Annotated in this window: 25 protein-coding genes, 1 tRNA gene, 1 other RNA gene and 1 pseudogene; 7 read left to right on the top strand and 21 right to left on the bottom strand. The window is 65.1% G+C overall.

What is annotated here, in order from left to right; all coding sequences use genetic code 11:
* Nucleotides 1-45: 45 nt before the first annotated feature.
* Entirely contained in the window at nucleotides 46-600 is a 555-nt protein-coding gene (locus Q4543_RS16785) for a L,D-transpeptidase (protein ID WP_303440103.1), read from the top strand.
* 55 nt (nucleotides 601-655) lie between these two features.
* Here the strand turns inward: Q4543_RS16785 and Q4543_RS16780 are convergent.
* Nucleotides 656-741, bottom strand: a tRNA-Leu gene (locus Q4543_RS16780).
* Between the two features lie 153 nt (nucleotides 742-894).
* Here Q4543_RS16780 and lipA point away from each other — a divergent pair.
* Nucleotides 895-1,845 (top strand): lipoyl synthase, encoded by a 951-nt coding sequence (gene lipA / locus Q4543_RS16775; RefSeq protein ID WP_216005793.1) that lies wholly within the window; start codon nucleotides 895-897, stop codon nucleotides 1,843-1,845.
* A gap of 30 nt (nucleotides 1,846-1,875) precedes the next feature.
* Here the strand turns inward: lipA and Q4543_RS16770 are convergent, their stop codons facing one another.
* From Q4543_RS16770 to ssrA, 7 genes are all read right to left on the bottom strand, one after another.
* Nucleotides 1,876-2,103 carry a ribbon-helix-helix domain-containing protein gene (locus Q4543_RS16770; RefSeq protein ID WP_303440098.1) on the bottom strand — a complete coding sequence of 76 codons (228 nt, stop codon included), beginning with the start codon at nucleotides 2,101-2,103 and terminating at the stop codon, nucleotides 1,876-1,878.
* The gene (locus Q4543_RS16765) at nucleotides 2,100-2,297 is read right to left on the bottom strand and encodes a DUF4169 family protein (protein WP_303440095.1); all 198 of its coding nucleotides are present in this window, start codon (nucleotides 2,295-2,297) and stop codon (nucleotides 2,100-2,102) included. The genes Q4543_RS16770 and Q4543_RS16765 overlap by 4 nt, the downstream gene beginning before the upstream one ends.
* Before the next feature lie 53 nt (nucleotides 2,298-2,350).
* Nucleotides 2,351-3,325, bottom strand: a complete 975-nt coding sequence (locus Q4543_RS16760; protein WP_303440092.1) for a serine hydrolase — start codon at nucleotides 3,323-3,325, stop codon at nucleotides 2,351-2,353.
* An 86-nt stretch (nucleotides 3,326-3,411) separates the two neighbouring features.
* Nucleotides 3,412-4,806, bottom strand: coding sequence for a class II fumarate hydratase (fumC, locus tag Q4543_RS16755; RefSeq protein WP_303440089.1), 1,395 nt, complete (start codon nucleotides 4,804-4,806; stop codon nucleotides 3,412-3,414).
* Between the two features lie 108 nt (nucleotides 4,807-4,914).
* Nucleotides 4,915-5,385 carry an SspB family protein gene (locus Q4543_RS16750; protein WP_216005798.1) on the bottom strand — a complete coding sequence of 157 codons (471 nt, stop codon included), beginning with the start codon at nucleotides 5,383-5,385 and terminating at the stop codon, nucleotides 4,915-4,917.
* A 99-nt stretch (nucleotides 5,386-5,484) separates the two neighbouring features.
* A complete protein-coding gene (gene chrA, locus Q4543_RS16745; RefSeq protein ID WP_303440086.1) occupies nucleotides 5,485-6,720 on the bottom strand; it encodes a chromate efflux transporter in 1,236 nt (411 codons plus the stop codon).
* 113 nt (nucleotides 6,721-6,833) lie between these two features.
* Nucleotides 6,834-7,185: a transfer-messenger RNA gene (gene ssrA / locus Q4543_RS16740) on the bottom strand.
* A gap of 162 nt (nucleotides 7,186-7,347) precedes the next feature.
* On the opposite strand from ssrA, the gene purM reads away from it, so the two are divergent.
* The 3 genes from purM to rnd all read left to right on the top strand — a co-directional run bounded on the left by purM (nucleotide 7,348) and on the right by rnd (nucleotide 10,321).
* The gene (purM, locus tag Q4543_RS16735; protein WP_303440083.1) at nucleotides 7,348-8,394 is read left to right on the top strand and encodes a phosphoribosylformylglycinamidine cyclo-ligase; all 1,047 of its coding nucleotides are present in this window, start codon (nucleotides 7,348-7,350) and stop codon (nucleotides 8,392-8,394) included.
* Nucleotides 8,391-8,984, top strand: a complete 594-nt coding sequence (gene purN, locus Q4543_RS16730) for a phosphoribosylglycinamide formyltransferase (RefSeq protein WP_216005801.1) — start codon at nucleotides 8,391-8,393, stop codon at nucleotides 8,982-8,984. Before purM ends, purN begins: the two co-directional genes overlap by 4 nt.
* A gap of 179 nt (nucleotides 8,985-9,163) precedes the next feature.
* Nucleotides 9,164-10,321 (top strand): ribonuclease D, encoded by a 1,158-nt coding sequence (gene rnd / locus Q4543_RS16725; protein WP_303440078.1) that lies wholly within the window; start codon nucleotides 9,164-9,166, stop codon nucleotides 10,319-10,321.
* 16 nt (nucleotides 10,322-10,337) lie between these two features.
* On the opposite strand, the gene Q4543_RS16720 is transcribed toward rnd, so the two are convergent.
* A complete protein-coding gene (locus Q4543_RS16720) occupies nucleotides 10,338-10,856 on the bottom strand; it encodes a hypothetical protein (protein WP_303440075.1) in 519 nt (172 codons plus the stop codon).
* A 130-nt stretch (nucleotides 10,857-10,986) separates the two neighbouring features.
* Here Q4543_RS16720 and Q4543_RS16715 point away from each other — a divergent pair, with 130 nt between their 5' ends.
* Nucleotides 10,987-11,394 (top strand): SufE family protein, encoded by a 408-nt coding sequence (locus tag Q4543_RS16715; RefSeq protein WP_303440071.1) that lies wholly within the window; start codon nucleotides 10,987-10,989, stop codon nucleotides 11,392-11,394.
* 152 nt (nucleotides 11,395-11,546) lie between these two features.
* Here Q4543_RS16715 and Q4543_RS16710 read toward each other — a convergent pair whose 3' ends face one another.
* The 5 genes from Q4543_RS16710 to Q4543_RS16690 all read right to left on the bottom strand — a co-directional run bounded on the left by Q4543_RS16710 (nucleotide 11,547) and on the right by Q4543_RS16690 (nucleotide 16,747).
* Nucleotides 11,547-11,978, bottom strand: coding sequence for a DMT family transporter (locus tag Q4543_RS16710; protein WP_303440068.1), 432 nt, complete (start codon nucleotides 11,976-11,978; stop codon nucleotides 11,547-11,549).
* Entirely contained in the window at nucleotides 11,975-12,508 is a 534-nt protein-coding gene (locus tag Q4543_RS16705; RefSeq protein WP_303440066.1) for a GNAT family N-acetyltransferase, read from the bottom strand. The genes Q4543_RS16710 and Q4543_RS16705 overlap by 4 nt, the downstream gene beginning before the upstream one ends.
* Nucleotides 12,505-12,930, bottom strand: a complete 426-nt coding sequence (locus Q4543_RS16700) for a universal stress protein (RefSeq protein ID WP_216005806.1) — start codon at nucleotides 12,928-12,930, stop codon at nucleotides 12,505-12,507. The genes Q4543_RS16705 and Q4543_RS16700 overlap by 4 nt, the downstream gene beginning before the upstream one ends.
* 9 nt (nucleotides 12,931-12,939) lie before the next feature.
* The gene (locus tag Q4543_RS16695; protein ID WP_303440063.1) at nucleotides 12,940-15,567 is read right to left on the bottom strand and encodes a TRAP transporter permease; all 2,628 of its coding nucleotides are present in this window, start codon (nucleotides 15,565-15,567) and stop codon (nucleotides 12,940-12,942) included.
* 211 nt (nucleotides 15,568-15,778) lie between these two features.
* Nucleotides 15,779-16,747 (bottom strand): TAXI family TRAP transporter solute-binding subunit, encoded by a 969-nt coding sequence (locus tag Q4543_RS16690; protein WP_303440060.1) that lies wholly within the window; start codon nucleotides 16,745-16,747, stop codon nucleotides 15,779-15,781.
* Nucleotides 16,748-16,875: 128 nt separating this feature from the next.
* Here Q4543_RS16690 and Q4543_RS16685 point away from each other — a divergent pair, with 128 nt between their 5' ends.
* Nucleotides 16,876-18,195, top strand: a complete 1,320-nt coding sequence (locus Q4543_RS16685; RefSeq protein ID WP_303440057.1) for an aspartate aminotransferase family protein — start codon at nucleotides 16,876-16,878, stop codon at nucleotides 18,193-18,195.
* Between the two features lie 51 nt (nucleotides 18,196-18,246).
* Here Q4543_RS16685 and Q4543_RS16680 read toward each other — a convergent pair whose 3' ends face one another.
* From Q4543_RS16680 to Q4543_RS16650, 7 genes and pseudogenes are all read right to left on the bottom strand, one after another.
* Nucleotides 18,247-19,653, bottom strand: coding sequence for a 3'-5' exonuclease (locus Q4543_RS16680; RefSeq protein ID WP_303440055.1), 1,407 nt, complete (start codon nucleotides 19,651-19,653; stop codon nucleotides 18,247-18,249).
* Nucleotides 19,650-20,153, bottom strand: coding sequence for a hypothetical protein (locus Q4543_RS16675; RefSeq protein ID WP_303440052.1), 504 nt, complete (start codon nucleotides 20,151-20,153; stop codon nucleotides 19,650-19,652). Before Q4543_RS16675 ends, Q4543_RS16680 begins: the two co-directional genes overlap by 4 nt.
* Before the next feature lie 22 nt (nucleotides 20,154-20,175).
* On the bottom strand, nucleotides 20,176-21,999 hold the full coding sequence (locus Q4543_RS16670; protein ID WP_303440050.1) for a putative nucleotidyltransferase substrate binding domain-containing protein: 1,824 nt from the start codon (nucleotides 21,997-21,999) through the stop codon (nucleotides 20,176-20,178).
* Between the two features lie 104 nt (nucleotides 22,000-22,103).
* Nucleotides 22,104-23,882, bottom strand: a complete 1,779-nt coding sequence (locus tag Q4543_RS16665) for a sodium:solute symporter family protein (RefSeq protein ID WP_303440048.1) — start codon at nucleotides 23,880-23,882, stop codon at nucleotides 22,104-22,106.
* 5 nt (nucleotides 23,883-23,887) lie between these two features.
* Entirely contained in the window at nucleotides 23,888-24,175 is a 288-nt protein-coding gene (locus tag Q4543_RS16660) for a DUF4212 domain-containing protein (RefSeq protein ID WP_303440046.1), read from the bottom strand.
* Between the two features lie 65 nt (nucleotides 24,176-24,240).
* Nucleotides 24,241-24,927: an adenylate kinase gene (locus Q4543_RS16655; protein ID WP_303440043.1), complete on the bottom strand. Its 687-nt coding sequence runs from the start codon at nucleotides 24,925-24,927 to the stop codon at nucleotides 24,241-24,243.
* A gap of 6 nt (nucleotides 24,928-24,933) precedes the next feature.
* Nucleotides 24,934-25,251, bottom strand: a pseudogene (locus Q4543_RS16650) (acetyl-coenzyme A synthetase); the annotation flags it as partial.

The following is a 25,251-nucleotide window of genomic DNA, read 5'->3' as shown; positions in this document are numbered from 1 at the left end:
ACACGGGGCCACACAACGGCCCCGATTCCCGAGACAGGAGTCAACATGAGCACCCCTCCCACCCGCAGAGCCGCCCTTGCCATGGGCGCCGCAAGCCTGCTGCTTCCGGCCGTGGCCCGCGCCGATGCCGCCGCCAACGCGCGCCGCAACATCTCGAGCTTTGCCATGCAGGACTGGCGCGATCATTTCGACACGCTGGGCAAGGGCAGCATCGTTGCCGACACCACGTCGCGCGCGCTGCATTTCTGGTCGGCGGACGGCAGCGATTATCGGGTCTTCCCGACCTCGGTGCCGCTGACCGACGAGCTGACAAAGCGCGGCTATACCAGAATCGTGCGCAAGAAGGTCGGCCCGAGCTGGACCCCGACCGCCTCGCAGATGCAGCGCTTTCCCGACTGGAAGCCGGTGCCGCCGGGGCCGGACAATCCGCTGGGAACCCACGCGATGTACCTTAGCTGGCCCGCCTATATCATCCATGGCACGCATGATACGCGCAAGATCGGGCGGCGCTCTTCGGACGGGTGCATCGGGCTCTACAATGAAAAGATCGCAGAGCTGTTTGCGGTCTGCCCGATCGGCACACAGGTTCGGGTGATCTGATCGAGACGATGAAAAAAGGGGGGCTGCCGACCGGGCGGCCCCGTCCCGGAAGGTCTGGTGCGGGCGGTGGGTTTCGAACCCACACTTCCTTTCGGAAACCGGATTTTGAATCCGGCGCGTCTACCGTTCCGCCACGCCCGCACGTTGTCCATCATCTAGCCAAGGGCGCGGCCGTCGTCCAGCGCGAAAATCGTGAACATTGCCTGTGATCACAGACGCACCAGCGCTCTGGAAACATCGGTGCGATTGGTATAGGTTCGCCATTAAACCATCACCTCTCGTGAGGACAAAACGTTGCGCGACCTGAAGATCCCGACCCAGCGTCACCCGGAAAAGGCGCACCGCAAGGACAACCCCCAGCCCAAGAAGCCGGACTGGATCCGCGTCAAGGCGCCGGTCGGCAAGGGCTATCAGGAAACCCATCGCATCATGCGCGAGCACAAGCTTGTGACCGTGTGCGAAGAGGCGGGCTGTCCCAATGCCGGTGAATGCTGGAATCAGGGCCACGCCACCATGATGATCATGGGCGACATCTGCACCCGTGGCTGTTCGTTCTGCAACATCGCCACCGGCCGCCCCGAAGCGCTCGACGTGTTCGAACCAGGGCGCGTCGCCGATGCGGTGCAAAAGCTTGGGCTGAACCACGTGGTGATCACCTCGGTCGATCGCGACGATCTGGAAGACGGCGGCGCGGCGCATTTTGCCCAGACCATCCGCGCCATCCGCCACCGCTCGCCCGGCACCACCATCGAAATCCTGACGCCGGATTTCCTCAAATGCAGCCCCGCCGTGCTGGAAGCCGTGGTCGCGGCCAAGCCCGATGTGTTCAACCACAATCTGGAAACCGTGCCGGGGCTCTATCCCACGGTGCGCCCCGGTGCGCGATATTTCCACAGCCTGCGCCTGTTGCAGCGGGTCAAGGAGCTTGATCCGTCGATCTTCACCAAGTCGGGCATCATGGTCGGCCTTGGCGAGGATGCACAGTCGGTGCGTCAGGTGATGGATGACATGCGCGCCGCTGACGTGGATTTCCTGACCATCGGTCAGTATCTGCAGCCGACGCCCAAGCATCACGTGGTTGATCGCTTCGTCACCCCCGAGGAATTCGCCACCTACGAGAAGGCCGCCTATGGCAAGGGCTTCCTGATGGTGTCGGCCACCCCGCTGACCCGGTCGAGCTATCATGCGGGCGATGATTTCGCCCAGCTGCGCATGGCCCGCGAAAAGGCACTGGCAGGGGCGTAAGGCTTCGGGCCTGAGCCGGACGGGCGGCGCCTAGTCGCCCGCGCGTGCCTTGACGCAGGTCAGCACATAGACCCGAATCGCCGAGGCCAGCCCGACATCGGGGCCGCGCGCCTCGTCGATCTCGGCAGCGAGGGCGTTGATCGCCTTGCCTTCGACTCTGGCAATGGCGCGGAATTCATCCCAGAATTCTTCTTCCAGTGAGACCGATGTGCGGTGTCCGCGCAGGCTTAGCGAATGCTTGACCGGGCGGGCGCTCATGTTTCGGGCGTGTCCTCGGCGGGGTCGATTCGGTGCCCGTCAAGGTTGCGCCCGGCCTTGTCGCTGCGCGCCGTATCAAGGGCTTTCTCGGCGCGCGTCCGCCCGAATTTTGCCGCGTTCGATGAGGCCTGTGCGCGCTTTTCGGCGCGGGCCTTGTCCTTGCGATAACGGTTCAGATTCACGGGTGTGGTCATGGCGCGATCATAGCGCGGGCGACTGACTCGCAAAAGGCCTGACCTGGCGCTTCTCATGCAAGTGCGAGAATTGGCCCATCGAGCAACGCCTTGAGCGTGCCGAAATAGCCTTCGGACCGGGCCGGGCGTGTCGGGTCCGAGGTGATCGCAACCGCAAGCCGCTTGCCTTGGTGAAAGGCGATGATCTGCCCGCCATAGCCGCGCGCAAGGGCGTAGCCCGACGCGGTCAGGAACCAGCCATAGCCGTAGCGCATCCCGGAATAGGGCGACTGGGCGCGCGCCGTCATAGAGGCCGCAACCCAGTCGGGCGACACCACCTGCCGCCCGTCCCAGACGCCGCCGTCACGCATCATCTGCGCGATGCGCAACATGGCGCGCGGGGTCAGCGCCATTTCGTTGCCGCCAAGGTAGTATCCCTGCGGATCGCGGGTCCATGCGGGGATTTCGATGCCCAGCGGCGCCCCCAGCCCATCGCGCGCAAGGCGCAGCAGGCTGTCGCCGCTCGCCACGCTCAGCGCCGCGCCCAATACATGGGTCGAGCCGGTGCTGTACAGCATCCGCCCGCCGGGGCGTGCCACCATCGGGCGCGAGAGCGCATCGGCCACCCAGTTGCCCGAAGCGACCCAGCCGCCATATTCCGCGCCCGACGTGCGTTCGAGCCCGGTGCGGAGCGTCACCAGATCTTCGAGCGTGATGCCGGGCACCTCGGGCTTGGCCGCTGCGGGAATGAGGCTCGGGGCGACCTCGGCCAGCGTGGCGCTGAGCGCGGGCACGTCGCCGCGTGCCAGCGCCTGACCTAGCAGCAGGGCGACGATGCTCTTGGAGCAGGATTTGATGTTGGCGAGCGCGTCCAGCCCTTGCCCGCGCGGGGCCTCGGCCAGCAGCAGATCATTGCCGCGCATCACCTGTATCGAGTGCAGCTGCTCTTCGCTGTCCAGCGCACGGCTCAGCGTTGCCTCCTGCGCGGCAAGGGCGCGCGGGGCAAGAAACGGGGCGGCGAGGGCGGTCAGAAATATTCGGCGATCCATATGCGCAAACTAGCCTGCACGAGGCCAAAGCTGCGATCACGTTCGCAACAGCGCGGCGCGAGGGGCAGCCCCGCGCCGCAGCCAGATCAGTCCTTGGGGCCGATCATGTCTTCGGGGCGCACCACACGGTCGAAGGTTTCTTCATCGACATAGCCAAGCGCGATGGCTTCTTCGCGCAGGGTGGTGCCGTTCTTGTGGGCGGTCTTGGCAACCTTGGTGGCGGCATCGTAACCGATGGTCGGCGCCAGCGCCGTCACCAGCATCAGCGATTCCTTCATCAGCTTCTCGATGCGCGCCTCGTTGGCCTGAATGCCGACAACCATGTTGTCGGTGAAGGCCGAGGCCGAATCGCCCAGAAGCTGCATGGATTGCAGCACGTTGTAGCTCATCATCGGGTTGTAGACGTTGAGCTCGAAATGCCCCTGCGAGCCGGCAAAGCCGATGGCGGCGTCGTTGCCCATGACATGGGCGCAGACCATGGTCAGCGCCTCGGCCTGCGTCGGGTTCACCTTGCCCGGCATAATCGAGCTGCCCGGCTCGTTTTCCGGCAGGATCAGCTCGCCCAGACCCGAGCGCGGGCCAGAGCCCAGCAGACGGATGTCGTTGGCAATCTTGAACAGCGAGGCGGCAACGGTTTTCAGCGCGCCCGAGAACATCACCATGGCGTCATGCGCGGCGAGTGCTTCGAACTTGTTGGGGGCGGTGACAAAGGGCAGGCCGGTGATCTCGGCCATGTTGGCGGCGACGGCTTCGCCCCAGCCCTTCTTGGTGTTTAGCCCGGTGCCGACAGCGGTGCCGCCCTGCGCCAGCTCGTAGATGTCGGGCAGGCAGGCCTTGACCCGTTCGATGCCCTTGCGGACCTGATGCGCATAGCCCGAGAATTCCTGTCCCAGCGTCAGCGGGGTGGCATCCTGCGTGTGGGTGCGGCCGATCTTGATGATGTCCTTGAACTCGGCGCTTTTGGCTTCAAGCGCGGCGGCCAGCTTTTCCAGACCCGGCAGCAGCACGTCCCGCGCCTGCATCGCGATGCCGACATGCATCGCGGTGGGGAAGGTGTCGTTGGACGACTGGCCCATGTTGCAGTGATCGTTGGGGTGAACGGGGGTCTTGGACCCCATGACGCCGCCAAGCATTTCGATGGCGCGGTTGGAGATCACCTCGTTGGCGTTCATGTTCGACTGTGTGCCGGACCCGGTCTGCCAGACCACCAGCGGGAAGTTGTCGTCGAACTTGCCCTCGATCACCTCGCTTGCGGCGGCGATGATGGTGTCGGCAAGATCGGCATCCATCGACCCGTTGGCCTTGTTGGCCATGGCGCAGGCTTTTTTCACCACGCCAAGCGCGCGGATGATCGGCACCGGCTGCTTTTCCCAGCCGATGGGAAAGTTCATGATCGAGCGCTGCGTTTGCGCGCCCCAATACTTGTCTGCGGGAACCTCGAGCGGGCCGAAGCTGTCGGTTTCGGTGCGGGTCTGGGTCACTTGGTGCCTCCTGAGATCGCTGCTGGGCAATCTCTTACCGTTCAGAACCGGAAAGGCAAGGCTGTATACCAATGGATACCGTTAACATCGCCCCGCTAGGCGTACCGCTCAGGTCTTGCGGAAACTGTCGAGCCGCACAACCTCGGCGTCGTGGCGTTCGGGCTTGCCGCCGTCCGGCCCATCTTCGGGGGGCAGCGGGTCGTCATCCTCGTCCTCGTCGTCATCCTCGTGGGTTTCGAAGCGCAGGCCGAATTCAACCGACGGATCGACGAAGGTCTTGATCGAATCATAGGGGATATACAGCCGCTCTGGCGTGTCGCCAAAGCTGAGCGTGACCGAAAAGCCTTCGGTCGTGACGTCGAGCGCGTCATAGCGATGCTGCATCACCACGGTCATTTCGCCGGGATAGCGATCGGACAGCCAGTCGGCGATTTCGACATCCGGGTGCTGGGTGTCGAAGGTGATGAAAAAATGGTGCTCGCCCGGCAGGCCGTGTGCCGCAACGTCGGTCAGGACATTGTGGATCAGCCCGCGCATCGCGCGATGCATGAGATTTCCGTAGTCGATGCCCGTAGCCATGGCACTAATCCTTGTGGTCTTTCAGGGTACCTTATTCGATTTGGCGGCGAGTGAAAGGCCATGTCGGCGAAAAAAACCATGGCCGTCCTTTGGCGGCGATCAACCCAGCAGCCAACCCGCGCCGGCGCAGAGTGCAAGCGTCAGCGGCACCGAGCGGCGCAGCACCAGCAACACAAGGGCGGCCAGCGCGATGAGTCCAAGCGCCTCGGGGCGCAGGCTGCCTGGCACCGGCAGCAGCGCGGCAAAGGGCGCGGGGGCGCTTTGGGTCTGTGCAAAGATCACGTGCAGCGCGAACCACAGCGACAGGTTGGCGATGACGCCAAGTACCGCGGCGGTGATGGCGCTGAGCGCCGATTGCAGCTTTGGCTGCGCCAGCAGACGGTCGAGATGCGGCGCAAAGGCAAAGATCCACAGAAAGCAGGGCACGAAGGTCATCCACAGCGTCAGCACCGAAGCGGCGGCGGCCTTGCCCCAGCCGCCTGCCGTGAACCCCACAAGCTGCCCGGCGAATTGCGTCACCAAAATCAGCGGGCCGGGGGTGGTTTCGGCCAGCCCCAGCGCATCGACCATCTGTTCGGGGGCCAGCCAGCCGCGGCTCTGCACCATTTCTTGCGCCATCCATGCCAGCACCGCATAGGCGCCGCCAAAGGACAGCACCGCAAGCCGGGCGAAAAACGCCGAAAGCTCGAACAGCAGATCCTGCCCGGCAAGCGCCAGCAGCGGCAGCGGCGCCAGCCAGAGCGCCGCCCAAAGCGCGATGCGCGGCAGCGTTGGCCCGACGAGCGGGGCGGGCACAGGGGCTGCGGGCGCGCCGCTGCCGCGCAGCCAGCCGATCAGCGCGGCGCAGGCGATGACCAGCGGGAAGGGCGCGGCGAACAGGTACAGCGCGATCAGCGCGCCCCCGGCAATGGCCACCTCGACCGGGCCGTTCAGCGCCTTGCGCACAAGGCGGGTCATCGCCTGCACGACGATGACGATGACGGTGGCCTTGATGCCAAGCAGGATGGATTCGGTCTGCGGGGCGCTGCCCCATAGCCCATAGGCTGCCGCCAGCGCCGCGATCAGGATCGCGCCGGGCAGCACGAAAAGCCCTCCTGCGATGAGGCCGCCCAAGGTGCCGCGCAGCTTCCACCCCGACCATGTGGCGAGTTGCATCGCCTCGGGGCCGGGCAGCACCATGCAGAAGCTCAGCGCCGACAGGAACTGTTTCTCGGTCAGCCAGCCGCGTTCCTCCACCAGCACCCGGTGTATGAGGGCGATCTGCGCGGCAGGCCCGCCAAAGCTGAGCAGGCCGATGGTGGCAAAGGCGCGGCAAAGGGTCAGAAGATCGGGCATGACAAGCGTCTTGGCGCAAAGGGATGACGATCCGGTGACGATTGCCCGCAGCATCGCAACAGCGCAAGCCGGCGTCGCGTCGATCTTGTTTGAAAAACGGTCATAAGGGGGAAGGTGCAGGTTTCTGTTGCCAGGTACCTGCGGACCCCGCCTTACGCCGCTAAGCGCAAGGACTTAAGGTTTCGATAACCCGAACCGCTTACGCGGCGAGGGCCACCGGAGCATGATTGTCATTTGCAACTATGCGTTATGAACCGATAACGGTGGTATCTCACCGAAGCAAAGCTACATCTTTACACGTTCGTCGATCCTATTTCGGCCCCATGACCCTCCAAAGAAAGGGTGATTGGTGGAGCCGCCGGGTACCGCCCCCGGGTCCGATCCGCTTATTACATGCGCGTTTATGCCCATAGTTCCCGAAGGAACGATTTGAATATAGGCAACCTTTGACCGGTTTCAAAGGGGCAAATGCAGATTCTGCCCCCGATTTTCGCAATCAAGGCGCGGGCCCGGCAGGGCGCTGCCCGATGTCGGCAGTTTCAAACCGCTGCGTGGCAAGGCCGCCTTGGCGCTTTCCTTCACGGCGCCCATGCGCTAAAGCCGCGCGCAAGTGACCCGGAGGGCAGCATGAGCGACGGCAAGAACGGCATCACCTATGCGGATGCAGGCGTGGACATCGACGCGGGCAATGCGCTCGTTGACCGGATCAAGCCGGCGGCGAAGCGGACCAACCGGGCGGGCACCGTTTCCGGCCTTGGCGGCTTTGGCGCGCTGTTCGATCTGAAGGCAGCGGGCTACAGCGACCCGGTGCTGGTGGCGGCGACCGACGGGGTCGGCACCAAGCTGCGCATCGCCATCGACACCGGCCATGTCGACGGCGTCGGCATCGACCTTGTCGCCATGTGCGTCAACGATCTGGTGTGTCAGGGCGCCGAGCCGCTGTTCTTTCTTGATTACTTCGCCACTGGCAAGCTGGACACCGACAGCGCCGCCCGCGTCATCGAGGGCATTGCCGAGGGCTGCGTGCGCTCTGGCTGCGCGCTGATCGGCGGCGAGACCGCCGAGATGCCCGGCATGTACCCGGCGGGCGATTTCGACCTTGCCGGCTTTGCCGTCGGCGCGATGGAGCGCGGCACCGAGCTGCCCGCCGGCGTCGTTGCGGGCGATGTGCTGCTGGGCCTTGCCTCTGACGGTGTGCATTCCAATGGCTACAGCCTTGTGCGCAAGCTGGTCGAGGTCTCCGGTCTTGGCTGGGATGCCGATTGCCCATGGGCAGACGGATCGCTGGGCGAGGTGCTGCTGACCCCGACGCGCCTTTACGTCACGCAGGCGCTGGCGGCGGTGCGGGCAGGGGGCGTGCACGCGCTGGCGCATATCACCGGCGGTGGGCTGACCGAGAACCTGCCGCGCGTGCTTCCCGACGGCTGCGGCGCGACCATCGACCTCGATGCGTGGCAACTGCCCGGCGTGTTTGCGTGGATGGCGCAGGTCGGCGGCATGAGCGAGGCCGAGATGCTCAAGACCTTCAACTGCGGTGTTGGCATGATTCTTTCGGTCTCGGCAGAGCGCGCCGAGGCGTTGGCAGAGCTGCTGCGCGCCGAGGGCGAAACGGTTTACGTTCTGGGCACCGTCACCGATACCCCCGGCATGGCGTATGAGGGCAGCCTGCTTTGAAGCGGGTCGCCATCTTCATCTCCGGCGGCGGGTCGAACATGGTCTCGCTGGTTGACAGCATGACCGGCGATCACCCGGCGCGCCCGGTGCTGGTGCTGGCCAACAGCGCCGATGCCGGCGGGCTGCAAAAGGCCGCGGCGCGCGGCATCGCCACGGCCGTGGTCGATCACCGCCCCTTCAAGGGCGATCGCGAGGCGTTTCAGGCGGCGCTACTGGCCGAACTCGACGCGGCGGCGCCCGACATCCTGTGCCTTGCCGGGTTCATGCGGGTTCTGACCGCCAGCTTCGTGTCGCGCTGGCAGGGGCGTATGCTGAACATCCACCCCTCGCTCTTGCCGAAATATCGCGGGCTGCACACCCATGCTCGCGCGCTTGAGGCGGGCGATGATCTGCACGGCTGCACCGTGCACGAGGTGACGCCAGAGCTGGATGATGGTCCGATTCTCGGACAGGCCACGGTGCCGGTGCTGCCGGGTGACACGCCCGATGCGCTGGCCGCGCGGGTGCTGGTGCAGGAACACCGCCTTTACCCCGAGGTGCTGCGCCGCTTTGCCAGCGGCAACCGCGAGACCTTGCGGCTTCAGGGCTGACCCCGGGCCGCCGCGGCGGCGGCTTGTGGCCCTGACGGGCTCCCTGACACCCATCGCGTGACTCGATGATACCGCGCATTGGCGTTGTCGCCTGCTCTACACATCGCCGAATCTTTGCTTTAGGATGACGCATAAAGGTGGGCAACCTTACAACAACCACAAGAGCGGCCGGAGCCCCGATGAGAACACTCACAACCACCGAAGAGCTTGCGGCCTTCTGCGACGAGGCGGCAGGGGCACCCTATGTCACCGTCGACACCGAATTCCTGCGCGAGCGCACCTATTATTCAAAGCTCTGCCTCGTTCAGCTGGCCTTCCCCGGCGTCGGCGACAGCAACGCCGTGCTGCTTGATCCGCTGGTCGATGGGCTGTCGCTCGATCCGCTGATCGCGCTGTTCCGCAACACCGACGTGGTCAAGGTGTTCCACGCCGCGCGGCAGGATCTCGAGATCTTCTACGTCGACCACGGCGTCATCCCCGAGCCGCTGTTCGACACACAGGTCGCGGCCATGGTCTGTGGCTTTGGGGAACAGGTGGGCTACGAGACGCTGGTGAAGCGGATTTCGAAGGCGAGCCTTGATAAAAGCTCGCGCTTCACCGACTGGTCTCGCCGTCCGCTGACCGATGCGCAAAAGAAATACGCGCTGGCCGACGTCACCCATCTGCGCGACATCTACGAACACCTTGCCGCTGAACTGGAGCGCAGCGGGCGCGCCCGCTGGGTCGCCGAGGAAATCGCCGTTCTGACCGATCCGGAAACCTATATCACCCGGCCCGAAAACGCCTGGGAACGGGTCAAGACCCGTTCGACCAGCCCGAGATTCCTTGCCATTGTTCAGGCGCTTGCGGCATTCCGCGAAACCTATGCCCAGTCAAAGAATATCCCGCGCACGCGGGTCTTCAAGGATGACGCGCTAAGCGAGCTGGCCTCGACCAAGCCGGCGACGCTCGAAGATCTGGGCCGCTCGCGTCTGTTGCTGCGCGAGGCGCGCAAGGGCCCGATCGCCGAAGGTATCCTTGCCGCAGTGAAAGCGGCGCAGGAATTGCCCAAGGATGAGCTGCCCAAGCCCGACACCAGCCGCGATCAGTTGCAGGTCAACCCGGCGCTGGCGGACCTTCTGCGGGTGCTGCTCAAGGCGCGCACGGAAAGCTCGGGCGTCGCGGCGCGACTGATCGCGCCCGCAGCGGATCTTGACGCGCTGGCGGCAGGGCTGCGCGACGTCAAGGCGCTGAGCGGGTGGCGGCAAGAGGTGTTCGGCGCCGACGCGCTGCGCCTGTGCGAGGGCAAGCTCGCGCTGGCCGTCAAGGGCCGTGATGTCGAGGTGATCGAGCTGTGATCCGGTGCCCGGCGCGTCAGCGCCGGGTGACCAGCGCGTTCAACGCGCCCGCAACGCGGATCGCAGAGACGCCCGAAAGCTCTTGATCGGTCAGCCAGATCGCTGCGGTGACCTTGCGGGCGTGTTCACCGGTGCCGCGTGGCCCGGCCGATTGCAGTGCCTTGAGCGTATAGGCCAGCGTGCCATCGCCGGTCTGAGCCGTGTCTTCGACGATACGCACATCGAACGGCCCGGCACGCTCGGCGATGCCAGTCACGCGGATGATCGCCCCGCCGGGGCGGCGCTCGACCAGCAGCTCGTCGATGGTCTGGACCGGCCGACCGCCATAGACCGGCTCGCTCTCGTCGCGGCGAAACACCGAGGCGCGCTCCGCGGGTATCAGAGGGTTGTTCGCCCCGGTCGCTGCCGGATTGGCCATCGGTGCGGGGGCGCTGCCGCCGAACCAGTTCATCGGGTTGACCCGCGACTCGCGCATGGTGGCGCAGCCGGACAGTGCCAAGCTTGCGACAATCAGCACCGAAAGAGTTGTCTTCATGGGTAAACCCGCCCCTGCCTGTCTTTCTTGCTGGCGTAGCGCATTCGCTCGGCGATGAAAAGCCTGCCGGGCGGCTGGACCTTCTTCTCTGGCGGGCCTAGGTCTGGGCGCGACCGGCAAGGAGACGACGATGGCGCAGGACAGTTTCGAGACACTGGTTGAGGATTTCGAGTTTCTCGACGATTGGGAAGACCGCTACCGCATGGTGATCGAATTGGGCAAGGCGATGACACCTCTGCCTGACGCGCTGAAGGTTCCGGCGACAAAAGTCGAGGGCTGCGCCAGCCAGGTGTGGTTGCACCCGCAGATCGAAGGCGGTTTCTTCAGCTTTCAGGGCGACAGCGACGCGATGATCGTGCGCGGTCTTATTGCGGTGCTGCACAAGCTTTACGACGGGCTGCCGGTGGCCGAGGTTGCAGCCATCGACGCCCGTACAGAGCTGGGACGCTTGGGATTGAACGAGCACCTGTCGGCGCAACGCTCGAACGGGTTGCGGGCGATGGTCGAGCGCATCGGACAATACGCCGCCGCTGCATAGGCGGTGAGGGCAGAGGGGGGCCAGCCCCCCGCGCTGCGCGCTCCCCCCGGAGTTTAACCGGCAAGATGAAGTCGGGGCGCGGCGCTCATCCTTCATCTTGCCAGATAAACTCCCGCCGGAGGCAGGCCGAACAGGGCGGCTGGGCGCTGCGTTCAGGGTTTTGCGGCGATGACGAGAGCCACCCCGGCAAGCAGTAGGGCAAGCCCGGCCATCTGACCCCCACTGACCGGCAGGCCGCGCAGCGCATCAAACCCCACGCCCGCCGCGATTTGGGCTGCGACCAGAGTCGAGATCGTCAGTACCGCGCCGACGCGGGCATAGCCCGAGAGGCTGGCGTAGACGAACAGCGTTCCAAGCAGGCCGGGCAGCAGGAGCAGCCACCAGCGGCCTGTCGCAAGTCTGGCGAAGGCTTGCGGCCCATCGGCGGCAAGCGCCGTGATGGTCAGAAGCACCAGCCCCACCGCAGAATTGAGCCATAGCGCCACCCAGACCGAACCCGATATCGTGCGCGCTTCGAGCATGATGGCGTTTTGCAGCACCAGCGCGCTGCCTGCGATGGCCAGCAGGGCGAGTGTCAGAATCATGGTGCGGGATCCGGGGTTGGCCGTTCATCCAGCGTCAGTTGCAGGAAGGTCAGGTCGAGCCAGCGTCCGAATTTACAGCCGACCTGAGGCATCTGCCCGGTGATCCGGAAGCCTGCGCGCTCATGCAGGCGGATCGAGGCGGCGTTGCCGCTTTCGACTCCCGCCACAATGACATGCTTGCCAATCTGGCGGGCGCGCTCGATCAGCGCCGCGAGCAAATGCCCTGCAAGACCGCGTCCGCGCGCGTCGCTGCGGATATAGATCGAATGTTCCACCGTGTGGCGAAAGCCTTCGAAGGCGCGCCAGTCGCCGAAGCTGGCATAGCCCAGCACGCCGCTGTCATCGCGCAGTACCAGCACCGGATAGCCTTGCGCCACGCGCCCGGTCCACCAGTCTTGGCGGTTTTGCAGGTTGGCCTCGGCCTCGTTCCAGATTGCCAGCGTGTTGCGCACCGCGTCGTTGTAGATTGCGAGAATGCCGGGAAGATCGTCTTCGCGCGCATCGACCGGCGTCATCGTCTTCGTCGTCATCGCACCACCAGCACGCTTTGCTTTGCATGGCGCACGACGCGTGCGGCGTTGGGCCCGACGAGGTAATCCTTTAGCTCGGGCCGGTGCGCGCCGACTATGATCGCGGCGACTCCCAGCTTGTCGGCCAACGCGATGATCTCGTGGTAGATCGTGCCCTGGGCGATGTGCAGCCCGGCGAAAAGCTCTTCGGGCAGCACCCGTTCGGCCCAGTCTGCCAGCCTGGCCTTTGCCTCGGCGCGGATGCGCTTTTCCTGATCGGCGCCGAGATAGGCCCCGACCATCGCCATTCCCGAACCGGGAATGACATTCAACACGTGGATCTCGGCCCCATCCGCATGGGCAAGGCCGATCGCTGCCTCTGCCAGATGGTCCGAGAAGGCGAGGTCGTTGATATCGACCGCAAGAAGGATGGTCCGGTACATGGCGTTTCCTCAGAAGGCAGGCTGCGTGGCGCGCGGGCGCTGGATCATCACGACGCCCGCCAGCAGCAGCAGCGCCGGGATGAAGAAGATCTCCTTGGGCAGACGTTCGTTTTCGACCTGCACCGCCGAGATCACCACCGGTTGATCGGCGTAATAGTCGTATTCGGTGCCGATCTGTTCAAAGAACGGCGTGCCGGGGAAGGGCTCTTCGAGCGCCAGCGCGCCGCCGTCTTCCATCACGGTGAGGCCCTGCGCGTCCAGCGCGCCAACCGCGTCGCCCGAAATGGCAGGGATCTGGATCGTCACGGGGCGCATCTTGCCGGTGTCGAAATCGGGGCCTTCGATGTTCAGGCGCACCAGCATGCCATCGGGTTCCTCGCTCAGTAGCTGCATCGCGGCGGGGCCGGAGGCGGTGACGTAAGGGTCTTCGACCATGTCGAGGAAGAACCCCGGCCGGAACAGGGTAAAGGCGATCAGCAGTAGAACGGCGCTTTCCCACCGCTTCGATTTCGCGATGAAATAGCCCTGCGTCGCGGCGGCAAACAGCAGCATCGCCAGCAGGGCGACGAAGAAGATGACCACCGCATGGAACAACGACACGTCGATCAGCAGCAGGTCGGTGTTGAAGATGAACAGGAAGGGCAGCAGGGCGGTGCGAATGTCGTAGCCAAAGCCCTGAAGGCCGGTCTTGATCGGATCGCCGCGCGAGATCGCCGCCGCCGCATAGGCGGCAAGGCCGACGGGGGGCGTGTCATCCGCAAGGATGCCGAAGTAGAACACGAACATATGCACCGCGATCAGCGGCACCACGAGCCCCGTCTGCGCCCCCACGGTCATGATCACCGGCGCCATGAGCGAGGATACCACGATGTAATTTGCCGTGGTCGGCAGGCCCATGCCAAGGATCAGCGATAGCACGGCCACGAGGATTAGCAGGACCATCAGGTTGCCGCCCGAGATCACCTCGATCACCGTGCCGATGACCTGATGCGCGCCGGTCAGGCTGATGGTGCCGACGATGATGCCCGCCGCCCCGGTCGCAACGCCGATGCCGATCATGTTGCGCGCACCCAAAATCAGCCCGGAGATGAAATCTTCCCAGCCAGCGCGGGCTTCGGCTTTGATGTCATGGCCGCGGAACAGCGCCTTGAGCGGGCGGTGGGTCAGCGCGATGATCATCATGAAGACCGCCGCCCAGAACGCCGACAGCGCCGGCGACAGACGGTCCAGTGTCTCGGTGCGCACCATCAGGTTCCACACGAGAATCAGGATGGGGATGGAGAAATACAGCCCGCCAACCAGCGTCGGTGTCAGCCGGGGCGCCTTGGGCGGGGCGGTCGGATCGGTGTCTTCGGCGATCTCGGGCAGATCCGCCGCGATCTTGACCAGCGCCACGTAGATCACCGCGACCAGTGCCACGGCGGCATAGACCGAATCTCCTACAAAGGGCTCGATCAGGCTGCGCAGACCGACCATCGCGAAGGACAGCGCGCCGAGCACGATGAACCCCGACAGGAACAGGATCAGGATCATCAGCACGCCAATGCGGCGGCCCGGCTTTTCCAGCCCCTTCAGCCCCATTTTCAGGCTTTCCAGATGCACGATATACAGCAGCGCGATGTATGAGATCACCGCCGGAAGAAAGGCGTGTTTCACCACGTCGATGTAGGGGATGTTGACGTATTCGACCATCAGGAAGGCCGCGGCCCCCATGACCGGAGGCGTCAGCTGGCCGTTGGTCGAGGAGGCAACCTCGACCGCGCCGGCCTTTTCGGCGGGAAAGCCGATGCGCTTCATCAGCGGGATGGTGAAGGTGCCGGTGGTGACGGTGTTGGCGATGGAACTGCCCGAGATCATCCCGGTCATCATCGAGGACAGCACCGCCGCCTTGGCGGGGCCGCCGCGCAGCGCGCCCAGAAGCGCGATGGCGACCTGAATGAACCAGTTGCCACCGCCCGCGCGGTCAAGCAGCGCCCCGAACAGCACGAACAGAAAGATCATCGAGGTCGACACGCCAAGCGCCACGCCGAAGACGCCCTCGGTCTGCATCCAGTAATGCCCCAGCGCCTTGTGCAGCGACGAGCCGCCGTAATTGGTGATGTTGCGCACCCATTCCGAATAGCCGCCAAAGAAGGCAAAGGCGATGAAGGCACAGGCGATGATCACCAGCGGCAGCCCCAGAGAGCGCCAGACCGCGATCATCAGCACCACCATACCGATGGCCGACATGGTCAGGTCAGAGGCGGACCACAGGCCGGGGCGGGTGGCGATCTGATCGCGGAACACCACGAGATACAGGCAGGCCGCCACGCCAAGCATCATCAGCGCCCAATCGTACAGCGGGATGCGGTCGCGCGGGGCGGATTTGGTCAGCGGAAAGGCCATGGTGGCCAGCGCGATGGCAAAGGCAAGGTGGATGAACCGGGCCTGTGTGATGACATTGGCGAAAAAGCTGATGCCCGTGGCCTGCGCCACCATGCCCGGCACCCGCGAGGCGATATAGAGCTGGAACAGCGACCATGCGATGCAGGTGCCAAGGATCAGCGTGCCTTGCCAGTTGGTCGGCGCGCGCGCACCGGTGTCGGCCTCGGCCACCATGTCGTCGGCGCTGCGCGTCTGCTGCGGCTGATCGGCCATCGTGATGTCTCCCTGATGTCGCTGTATCTTCTCTTGGGTGAAAGCTGCGCCTCAAGTGGCGCGGTCTGCTCGGATAAACTGGGTTTGGTCCAAGCCGGGCGCTGGCAACAGGCCCGCCTTTGGCAGGGGCGTGCCGAAATGCGGCCCTTGCAAGATCAGGCTGGCGGCGGCAAGTCGCCCTGCCGCCGCCCGCCATGTCGTGATAACGGCGTTATTCGATCAGGCCGAGTTCCTTGTAGGCGCGCTCGGCGCCCGGGTGCAGCGGCGCCGACAGGCCGTCGGTGACCATCTCTGCCGGATCGAGGTTGGCAAAGGCCGGGTGCAGCTGGCGGAAATCGTCGACATTTTCCATCACCGACTTGGCGACGATGTAGACCACCTCTTCGGGCACCTGCGCCGAGCTCACCAATGTTGCGCCGACACCAAAGGTGGTGACGTCATCAGGGTTGCCCGAGTAGGTGCCGCCCGGCACCACGGCGGTGCGGTAATAGGGGTTTTCCTCGATCAACTTGTCGATCACCGGGCCAACCACGTTGACCAGCTTGACGTCGCAGGTGGTGGCGGCTTCCTCGATGGCGGCTGCCGGGTGGCCAACCACATAGACCATCGCGTCGATGTTGCCGTCGCACAGCTGCTGCGACATTTCCGAACCCTTGTATTCGGTGGCCAGCGCGAAATCATCCATGGTCATGCCGTATTCGGCCATCAGCACTTCGGTGGTGCCGCGCAGGCCCGACCCGGCGTTGCCAACGTTGAAGCGCTTGCCCTTGAGATCCTCGAAGGTCTCGATACCGGCATCGGCGCGGGCGATCAGGGTGAACGGCTCGGGGTGGATCGAGAACACGGCGCGGATGTCGGGGAAGGCCGCGTCGCCTTCGAACTGCGAGGTGCCGTTATAGGCGTGGTACTGCCAGTCGGACTGGGCGACGCCGAATTCCAGCTCGCCCGCCTTGATGGTGTTGATGTTGTAAACCGACCCGCCGGTCGATTCGACGGCGCAGCGGATGCCGTGGGTCTTGCGGTCCTTGTTCACCAGCCGGCAGATCGCGCCGCCTGTCGGATAGTACACGCCGGTCACGCCGCCGGTACCGATAGAGATGAAGGTCTGTTCCTGTGCGGAAACGCCCGCAGCGGTGACGAGTGCGCCGGTCATGACCGCGCCGAAAAGGGTCGTTTTCATCAGATCTTGCTCCCTGTGATCCGTTCTGACTGTATCAGGTGATAGTGAACAGATGTGCGCGGAGTTGCAAAGGGGGTAACATTGCCCTTCTCCGACACCCCCGCCCACAGCACCGCGAGTTTTCGGCCATGAATCACGTTTTCCCCCGTAATGCCAGATCTTTGCCGCCGGTTGTTGCGGCGGGTGATGGGGCGTATCTGATCGATGCGGATGGCAAGCGCTATCTTGACGGGTCTGGCGGCGCGGCGGTCAGTTGCCTTGGGCATGGCGATGCGCATGTCATCGCCGCGATGAAGGCGCAGCTCGACAAGGTGGCCTTTGCGCATACGGGGTTCTTTACCTCCGAGCCCGCCGAGCGGCTGGCGGATCGCTTGATCGCGCTGGCGCCCGAGGGGCTGGATAAGGTCTATATCGTTGCTGGCGGTTCCGAGGCGGTGGAATCGGCGCTGAAGCTGGCGCGGCAGGTTCATCTTGAACGCGGCGCGCCGGAACGGACGCAGATTATCGCCCGCCGTCAAAGCTATCATGGCAACACGCTCGGCGCGCTTGCGACCGGGGGCAATGCATGGCGGCGCGCGCCCTTTGCGCCGCTGCTGATGGATGTGCACCATGTCGCGCCCTGCTACGCCTATCGCGGCATGGCGCCGGGCGAGACGCCCGAAGCCTATGGGCTGCGCCTTGCCGGCGAGATCGAAGCGCAGGTGCTGGCGCTTGGCCCCGACACCGTCATGGCCTTTGTCGCCGAGCCGGTGGTCGGGGCGACATTGGGCGCGGTGCCGCCGGTTCCGGGCTATTTCCGCGCCATCCGCGAGATCTGCGATCGCTATGGGATCCTGATGATCCTGGACGAGGTGATGTGCGGCATGGGCCGGACCGGCACGCTGTTCGCCTGCGAGCAGGAGGGCGTGGTGCCGGATATCGTCTGCATCGCCAAGGGGCTGGGGGCGGGCTATGCGCCGATCGGGGCGATGCTGTGCAGCGGCGAAATCTACGACACCATCGCGCAGGGCTCGGGCATGTTCATGCACGGGCACACCTACCTGGGGCATCCGACCTCCTGCGCGGGGGCCTGCGCGGTGCTCGAGCGGCTGGTGGATGATGGCGTCGCGGCGCGGGTCGCGCCGGTGGGGGCGCAGTTGATGGCGGCGTTGACGGATCGCTTCGGGCAACATCCAAATGTGGGTGATATCCGCGGGCGCGGGCTGTTCATCGGGCTGGAACTGGTGGCGGATCGCGCCAGCAAGGCAGCGTTCGACCCGGCGCGCGGCATTGCCGGGCGGCTCAAGGCGGCGGCCTTCGAGGCGGGGCTGATCTGCTATCCGATGAGCGGTACGGTCGACGGGCAAAGCGGCGATCACGTGCTGCTCGCGCCGCCCTTCATCCTTAGCGAGGACCAGATCGGCGAATTGGTCGACAAGCTCGACGTGGCGATGGCCGCTGTGCTGTAAGGCAGGGGAGCTTTCCCCGTTGCGGGGCCGGGGGGCCGTCGCCGGACGCTCTCAGTTCAGGTCTTCCAGCAGGCGGCCATGCTTGCGGGTCTCTTCGAGAACGTCGCCAAAGGTCTTCATCCCTCGCGCCTCGAGCATCGGCAGCATCTTGATCAGCACCTGCGCCGTGGCATGGGCATCGCCAAGCGCGGTGTGGCGCAGCTGCGCCGGGATCTCGATCCCGAGCCGTTCGCAAAGCGAATCCAGCGTATGGGTCTGGCTGGCCCCGAACAGCACCGCCGACAGCAGCACCGTGTCGAGGATCGGATGGTCCCACTCGACCCCCATCCGGTGGCGGTGGCGGCGCAGGAAGGCCATGTCGAAGGGGGCGTTATGCGCCACGATCACCGAATCGGCGGCAAAGCGGTGAAACCGCCGCCCGGCATGTGCGATATCGGGCGCGTCCTGCACCATCGCGTCGGACACCTTGTGCACGCGGGTCGAGGCGGGGGGAATCGGCATGCCGGGATTGACCAGCTGGTCGATGATCTCGCCGGGCACGATGCGCCCGTTGAGCACCCGAACCGCGCCGATCTGCACGACCTCGTCCTTGTGGGGCAGCAGTCCGGTGGTTTCAGTGTCGAACACCGTATAGGTCAGCCGTTTCAGCGGGCTGGTTTCGATGCAGGCGGGCACTTCATGGGTCAGCAGATCGAAATCATAGACCAGCGGGCGTTCGGCATCCGGCGACATGCGGGCCTCCGCGCCCTCGATCACCATCATGTAGCCGCCGCCCTGCATTGGCCGCAGCAGCGCATCGTAGCTTTGCGCGCCATCGACGCCAAGCGCGGCAAAGCGGACCTCGCGGCCGGTGCGGTGCATCTCGTGTACCGCGCGGCCAAGGCCGGTGGCTTCGAAATACTCGCTCAACGGGGCGTTCAGCCGGGGCACGTGCAACTGCGACAGCACTTCGGCCGCTTGCCCGTCATAGAGCACGATCTGTCCACGCGGGTTCACAAGGATCATCGCCACCGGAATCTCGGTGAGCAGGGCGGTCAGACGCGCGCTGTCGAGCGCCAGCCGCTCGGTTGCCAGCGCCACTTGTTGCGCGGTTTCCATGGCGCCGCCGCTGATCTTGCCTGAAATCGCCGCCGCCGCATCGGCCAGATCGCCAAGATAGCGCGCCGAATGGGTGTCGAGCTCGGCGTCGGTGCCAGCATGGGCCCGCACCCGCATTTCAGAGGCGAGCTTTTCGATCGGCTTGGCGAGGTTTTCGTCGAACAGCAGCCAGACACCGGCGCTGAGTGCCAGCAGCGCCAGCGCCGACAGGATCGCGGCCATCACGAAGCCGTCGGTGAGCGTGGTCGCAACCGCGCGGGCATGGCCGACCCAGAGCGCGCCCAGCACCGCCCCGGTGCCGCCCAGCCCGATCAGCACAAAGAACAGCAGGATCCGCAGACGCAGGCCAAGCTGTGTCATGATGTGCTCTGCTGCGCGCAGACCGCTTGCAGCACCGGGTCCTGCGGATCGCTGCGCCACATCGGCGCGCCCGCATCGCCCGACGGGATCGCGGTGCGCCCCTGCGCGCAATCCACCAGCATCTGCGCTTCGGAGGTCGGTCTCCAGCGGCCATAGAAGGCGGCGCGCACCATGAACAGCCCCTCGGTCTGGGTGTTTTCCACCGGGTTCGCCAGATCCACCGCGATGAAGCGGTCGACCATCGGGAAGGCGTAGGTCCACGGGCGCCAAAGGGCGCGGGATTCATGAGAGGCGACCACGTCAAAGCCCTCGGGCAGGTTGGTTTCGGTGCGCCCGTACCAGCCGTATTCATTGGCGATGCTCGCGGCAAGCATCGCCGCCCCCGCCGCCACCGGCACCAGCCAGCGCGGCAGCCGCCCGCGCGAGCCCTTGACCATCACCAGCATGATCCCCGCGCCGGCAAAGCCCGCCACAAAGACCGCTATCAGTTCCCAGAACATGAATTCCTCCCTCTCTTGCCCGTTATCCCAGCATTCCGCGCCCGTGTCCAAGCGCCGATTGCAGCGACTTGATGACCACGAAGGCGTCCCTCAGATGGCTGCGTTCGAAATCCGACAGCGACGAGGGGGCAAGGTAATTGTCCGGCGTGCCGCCCCGGCGCACCTGTTCGGCCTGATGCTCCAGCCGGGTTTCGGCGATCAGGTCGTAGGCGTCCAGCAGATCCTGCCCGCCAGAGCCCGACAGCTTGCCCGCCGCGACGGCGGCATCCAGCCGGGCGCGGGTGTTGACCTCGCGCAGGCGGCCCTGAAGCGCGTAGACCCGCGCCAGATCGACCACCGGCACCACGCCATTGTGCTTGAGATCAAGCGTGTTCTTGTGCTCGCCCGAGCGGATCGTGGCAAAGCCGCGCAGCAGCCCCAGCGGTGGCGTGTGTTTCAGCGAATTGGCGATCATGTGCGACACGAAGATGGAATTCTTCGAGGCCGCCTCGAGGGTTTCGGCCTGCAGGTCTTCGTAGAGCGACTTGGTGCCGCCGATGGGCCGCAGGTCGAACATCACCGAGGCCAGCATCTGCGCCATCGGATCCGGCTTGGTGATCCAGCGGGTGAAATATTGCCGCCATGTCCCGACGCGGACGCACCATTGCGGATTGGTGGCCATCATGTCGCCGGGGCACAGGAAATAGCCCGCCCGGTCCAGCCCGGCGCAGACGAATTGCGCCAGCTGCGCGAAATAGGCCATGTCGTCGTCGCTGGCGGCATTGTCGATGAACAGGCAATTGTCCTGATCGCTGACGCCGGTCTGTTCCTGCCGCCCCTGACTGCCGCAGGCCAGCCACAGGTAGGGCACCGGGGCAGGGCCAAACTTCGCCTCGCCAAGCGCCAGCAGGCGGCGGGTGACGGTGTCGGTGATGTCGGTGATCAGCCGCGTCACCACCTCGTGCCGGTTGCCCGCCGCGACCAGTTGCAGCAGCAGCTGCGGGATGCGGGCGGTGACTTCGGCCATCTGTTCGGCGCTGGTGGCGCGGGCGATTTCCGACACCAGCCCGGCGCTCGACACCGCCTGAAAACGGGTCAGGTCGGTTTGGGTGACGATGCCGACCAGCTTGCCAGCCTCGGCCACCGGCACATGGCCGATGTTGCGTTCCATCATCATGTGCAGCACGTCCGAGCCGATGGCCGAGGGCGGCAGCGTCACCGGATCGGCGCTCATGATCTGCGTTACCGGCGTGTCGAACGCCAGCCCGCCACCGACAACCTTGCCCGACACGTCGCGGATGGTAAGGATGCCCTTCAGCACCGCGCCTTCGGTGATGCAGACCGAACTGGCGTGGCGCTCGGCCATCAGCGCGGCGGCCTGCCGGACGGTTGCGCTGGGCGCAAGGGTCAGCGGGTCCGCCGCCATCAAGGTTTCGACGCGGGAATGGGCAAGGTCGTTCTTTTGCGGCCTCGGCGCGCGCGAGCGGTCAAAGAACCGCCTTGCGGCGGGGCTCTCGGCGATCAGCGCGCGGAAGGCATAAACGGGCAGCAGGAACAGCAGCGTGTCATCGACGGTGCGCGCCGAGGTGGCGGCCAGCCCATCGCGGGCCAGCCCACGTTCGCCAAAGCTGTTGCGCGGGCCCAGTAGCGAAACGGTGACATCGTTGTCGTCGCGGATCTCGACCTGCCCGGAATGGATCAGGTAAAGCCCGTCGAGCGGCTCGCCGACGTGATAGATATCGGTCCCGGCGGGCAGGCGGCGCTGCACGAATTGCGGCACCAGCCCGTCGATGTCGCCTTCGTCGAGCGTGTCATAGGGGTGCACGCCGGTCAGGAAGCGGTGCAGCTCTTCGGGGGCGATGGGCATCGGCTTACCTCTGGCGCTTCAAGAAAAATCCCGCCCCTTGCATGGCACGGGGCGGGACCGTTGGACAGGGGGCAGGGTGCCGTGACACCCCGCCCGATGCGGTCTTAGTGGTCCTGTGCGGCGGCGGCGCCGCGCGGAACGCGCACCGATTCCACCAGATCCTTGATCTCTTGCGGGATCGGCTTGGTCATCGACGACACGGTGAAGGCCACCGCAAAGTTGATCACCGCGCCCACAGCCCCGAACGAGGTCGACTTGATGCCCATGAACAGCGGGTCGGCATCGGTGAACGAGTTGGTGTCCGGGATGAACATCCAGCCCTTGTGCAGGAAGATGTAGACCAGCGTGACCACGAGACCCGAGATCATGCCGGCAACGGCGCCCTTGTTGTTCACGTTGGTGAAGATGCCCATCATCAGCACTGGGAAGATCGACGAGGCCGCAAGGCCGAAGGCCAGCGCCACGGTCTGCGCCGCAAAGCCCGGAGGGTTGAGGCCAAGCCATGTCGCCACGGCAATCGACACACCCATGGCAACCCGCGCCGCCAACAGTTCGTTCTTTTCGCTGATATCCGGAGTCAGCTGACCCTTCATCAGATCGTGACTGACGGCGGAGGAGATTGCCAGAAGCAGACCGGCGGCTGTCGACAGCGCGGCGGCAAGACCGCCCGCAGCCACAAGGCCGATCACCCAGGACGGCAGGTTGGCAATTTCCGGGTTCGCCAGAACCAGGATGTCGTTGTTGAAGTTGGTCAGCTCGTTGCCGGTCCAGCCCTCTGCGGCAGCCCGTTCCTGCATCGCGGGCGAGGCCGCGTTGTAGTATTGGATCAGCCCGTCGCCGTTCAGGTCTTCCCAACCCAGCATGCCGGTCTGTTCCCAGGTCGCCATCCAGTCATAGGAGGGGTCGGTTTCGATGGTCTCAAGGCTGACAGCCGCCGCGGCGGTGCCTTCGGGCCAGAACTGCTGGGTGATGTTCAGGCGGGCCATGGCGCCAACCGCCGGGGCGGTGAGGTAGAGCAGCGCGATGAACACCAGCGCCCAGCCTGCCGACCAGCGGGCATCGGACACCTTGGGCACGGTGAAGAAGCGCATGATCACGTGCGGCAGACCGGCGGTGCCGATCATCAGCGACAGGGTGAACAGCACCATGTTCAGCGTATCGCCGTTATGGGCGGTGTACTGGTTGAAGCCAAGCTCGGTGACGATCTGGTCCAGCGTCTGCAGCAGCGGAACACCATCCGAGGTCGATCCGAACAGGCCAAGCGCCGGGATCGGGTTACCGGTCAGTTGCAGCGAGATGAAGATCGCCGGGATGGTATAGGCCAGGATCAGCACGACATACTGGGCCACCTGCGTGTAGGTCACGCCCTTCATGCCGCCGAACACCGCATAGGCAAACACGATGACCGCGCCGATCAGCAGGCCGGTGGTGGTGTCGACCTCGAGAAAGCGGCCAAAGGCCACGCCCACGCCGGTCATCTGGCCGATCACATAGGTGATCGATGCGATGATCAGGCACAGCACCGCGACAAGACGCGCGGTCGGCGAATAGAAACGGTCGCCGATGAATTCCGACACGGTGAACTTGCCGAACTTGCGCAGGTAGGGTGCCAGCAGCAGCGCCAGCAGCACGTAGCCGCCCGTCCAGCCCATCAGGAAGGCCGAGTTGTCATAGCCGGTAAAGGCGATGAGGCCGGCCATCGACAGGAACGAAGCCGCGGACATCCAGTCCGCCGCCGTCGCCATGCCGTTGGTCACCGGGTGCACGCCCCGGCCCGCCGCGTAGAATTCCGATGTCGATCCGGCGCGAGCCCAGATCGCGATGCCGATGTAGATCGCGAAAGACGCGCCCACGAACAGCAGGTTGATGGTAAACTGATCCATACGCGTTACTCCTCGTCCACGCCGAATTCTTTATCGAGCTTGTTCATTCGGAAGGCGTAGAAAAAGATCAGCGCCAGAAACACCAGGATGCTGCCCTGCTGCGCGAACCAGAAGCCAAGGTCCGAACCGCCGACCATGATGCCCGACAGCATCGGGCGCAGCAGGATGCCGAAGCCAAAGCTGCACAGCGCCCAGATGATCAGGCTGATGATGATGATGCGCAGGTTGGCCTTCCAATAGGCCTCGCCCGATTTTTCGGCGGCATTGCCGCCGCCCCTTGTGTGATCCGCCATGGACGGGTCCCTCCTCTCCTTGAATGATCCCGCCCTCCCTCCGAAGGCGGGGGTGGCGTGGGCCCCTAGCGGGCCGTTGCCGTCTTTACGATCGCGCCCATGTCGGCGGCGATGTCCCCGATGTCGCCCATCGCGTCGATCCGCGTCAGGGCGCCCTTGTCATCGAAATAGCCGATCAGCGGGGCGGTCTGGGCGTGATAGGCCTCCAGACGGGATGCCACGGTTTCGGCCTTGTCATCGGCGCGGCGCTTCATCTGGGTGCCGCCGCATTTGTCGCAGGTTCCGGGCTGGCTGGGCTGCTTGAAGTCGTCGTGGTAGCCCTCGCCGCAGGCGGCGCAGGTGTAGCGGCCCGAAATGCGCGTCACCATCGCGGCGTCGTCCACCTCGAGGCTGATCGCGGCGTCGATGCGCTGGCCGTTTTCGGCCAGCAGCGTGTCAAGCGCCTGTGCCTGCACCGTGGTGCGCGGAAAGCCGTCGAGGATGACGCCCTGGGCGCAGTCCGGCTCGGCCAGACGGTCGCGCAGGATGGCGATGACGATGTCATCGCTGACAAGGCCCCCGGCATCCATGACAGCCTTGGCCTGCTTGCCGGCCTCGGTGCCCTGCGCCACGGCGGCGCGCAGCAGATCGCCCGTCGACAGCTGCACAAGGCCGAATTTCTCTTCGAGCATCCGCGCTTGCGTGCCTTTCCCGGCCCCCGGAGGGCCGAGAAGGATCAACACGGGCGCGGCGGTGATGGTTTGTCCGTCCATGTCCGGTTACCCCTTGTTTGCGCGGTTTTCGATGAGGTCTTCGACGACGGAAGGGTCGGCGAGGGTTGAGATGTCGCCGAGGGCGGCGAAGTCGTTTTCGGCGATCTTGCGCAGGATGCGGCGCATGATCTTGCCGGAGCGGGTCTTGGGCAGGCCCGGCGCCCACTGGATCAGGTCTGGCGAGGCGATGGGGCCGATCTCGGTGCGCACCCAGCTGCGCAGCTCCTTGACCAGCGCGTCGGACGGCTCCACATCGTTCATCAGCGTCACGTAGCAATAGATGCCCTGACCCTTGACCGGGTGCGGGTAGCCGACCACCGCCGC

The organism is Salipiger sp. 1_MG-2023, assembly GCF_030547555.1.
Lineage (GTDB): Bacteria > Pseudomonadota > Alphaproteobacteria > Rhodobacterales > Rhodobacteraceae > Salipiger.
This window is presented reverse-complemented; position numbering and strand designations above follow the sequence as displayed.

Coding starts and splice junctions, on each gene's coding strand:
- Q4543_RS16785 (WP_303440103.1), top strand. CDS start 46: ATGAGCACCCCTCCCACCCGCAGAGCCGCCCTTGCCATGGGCGCCGCA.
- Q4543_RS16770 (WP_303440098.1), bottom strand. CDS start 2,103: ATGAGCGCCCGCCCGGTCAAGCATTCGCTAAGCCTGCGCGGACACCGC.
- Q4543_RS16765 (WP_303440095.1), bottom strand. CDS start 2,297: ATGACCACACCCGTGAATCTGAACCGTTATCGCAAGGACAAGGCCCGC.
- Q4543_RS16760 (WP_303440092.1), bottom strand. CDS start 3,325: ATGGATCGCCGAATATTTCTGACCGCCCTCGCCGCCCCGTTTCTTGCC.
- Q4543_RS16750 (WP_216005798.1), bottom strand. CDS start 5,385: ATGGCTACGGGCATCGACTACGGAAATCTCATGCATCGCGCGATGCGC.
- chrA (WP_303440086.1), bottom strand. CDS start 6,720: ATGCCCGATCTTCTGACCCTTTGCCGCGCCTTTGCCACCATCGGCCTG.
- purM (WP_303440083.1), top strand. CDS start 7,348: ATGAGCGACGGCAAGAACGGCATCACCTATGCGGATGCAGGCGTGGAC.
- rnd (WP_303440078.1), top strand. CDS start 9,164: ATGAGAACACTCACAACCACCGAAGAGCTTGCGGCCTTCTGCGACGAG.
- Q4543_RS16720 (WP_303440075.1), bottom strand. CDS start 10,856: ATGAAGACAACTCTTTCGGTGCTGATTGTCGCAAGCTTGGCACTGTCC.
- Q4543_RS16715 (WP_303440071.1), top strand. CDS start 10,987: ATGGCGCAGGACAGTTTCGAGACACTGGTTGAGGATTTCGAGTTTCTC.
- Q4543_RS16710 (WP_303440068.1), bottom strand. CDS start 11,978: ATGATTCTGACACTCGCCCTGCTGGCCATCGCAGGCAGCGCGCTGGTG.
- Q4543_RS16705 (WP_303440066.1), bottom strand. CDS start 12,508: ATGACGACGAAGACGATGACGCCGGTCGATGCGCGCGAAGACGATCTT.
- Q4543_RS16700 (WP_216005806.1), bottom strand. CDS start 12,930: ATGTACCGGACCATCCTTCTTGCGGTCGATATCAACGACCTCGCCTTC.
- Q4543_RS16695 (WP_303440063.1), bottom strand. CDS start 15,567: ATGGCCGATCAGCCGCAGCAGACGCGCAGCGCCGACGACATGGTGGCC.
- Q4543_RS16690 (WP_303440060.1), bottom strand. CDS start 16,747: ATGAAAACGACCCTTTTCGGCGCGGTCATGACCGGCGCACTCGTCACC.
- Q4543_RS16685 (WP_303440057.1), top strand. CDS start 16,876: ATGAATCACGTTTTCCCCCGTAATGCCAGATCTTTGCCGCCGGTTGTT.
- Q4543_RS16680 (WP_303440055.1), bottom strand. CDS start 19,653: ATGACACAGCTTGGCCTGCGTCTGCGGATCCTGCTGTTCTTTGTGCTG.
- Q4543_RS16675 (WP_303440052.1), bottom strand. CDS start 20,153: ATGTTCTGGGAACTGATAGCGGTCTTTGTGGCGGGCTTTGCCGGCGCG.
- Q4543_RS16670 (WP_303440050.1), bottom strand. CDS start 21,999: ATGCCCATCGCCCCCGAAGAGCTGCACCGCTTCCTGACCGGCGTGCAC.
- Q4543_RS16665 (WP_303440048.1), bottom strand. CDS start 23,882: ATGGATCAGTTTACCATCAACCTGCTGTTCGTGGGCGCGTCTTTCGCG.
- Q4543_RS16660 (WP_303440046.1), bottom strand. CDS start 24,175: ATGGCGGATCACACAAGGGGCGGCGGCAATGCCGCCGAAAAATCGGGC.
- Q4543_RS16655 (WP_303440043.1), bottom strand. CDS start 24,927: ATGGACGGACAAACCATCACCGCCGCGCCCGTGTTGATCCTTCTCGGC.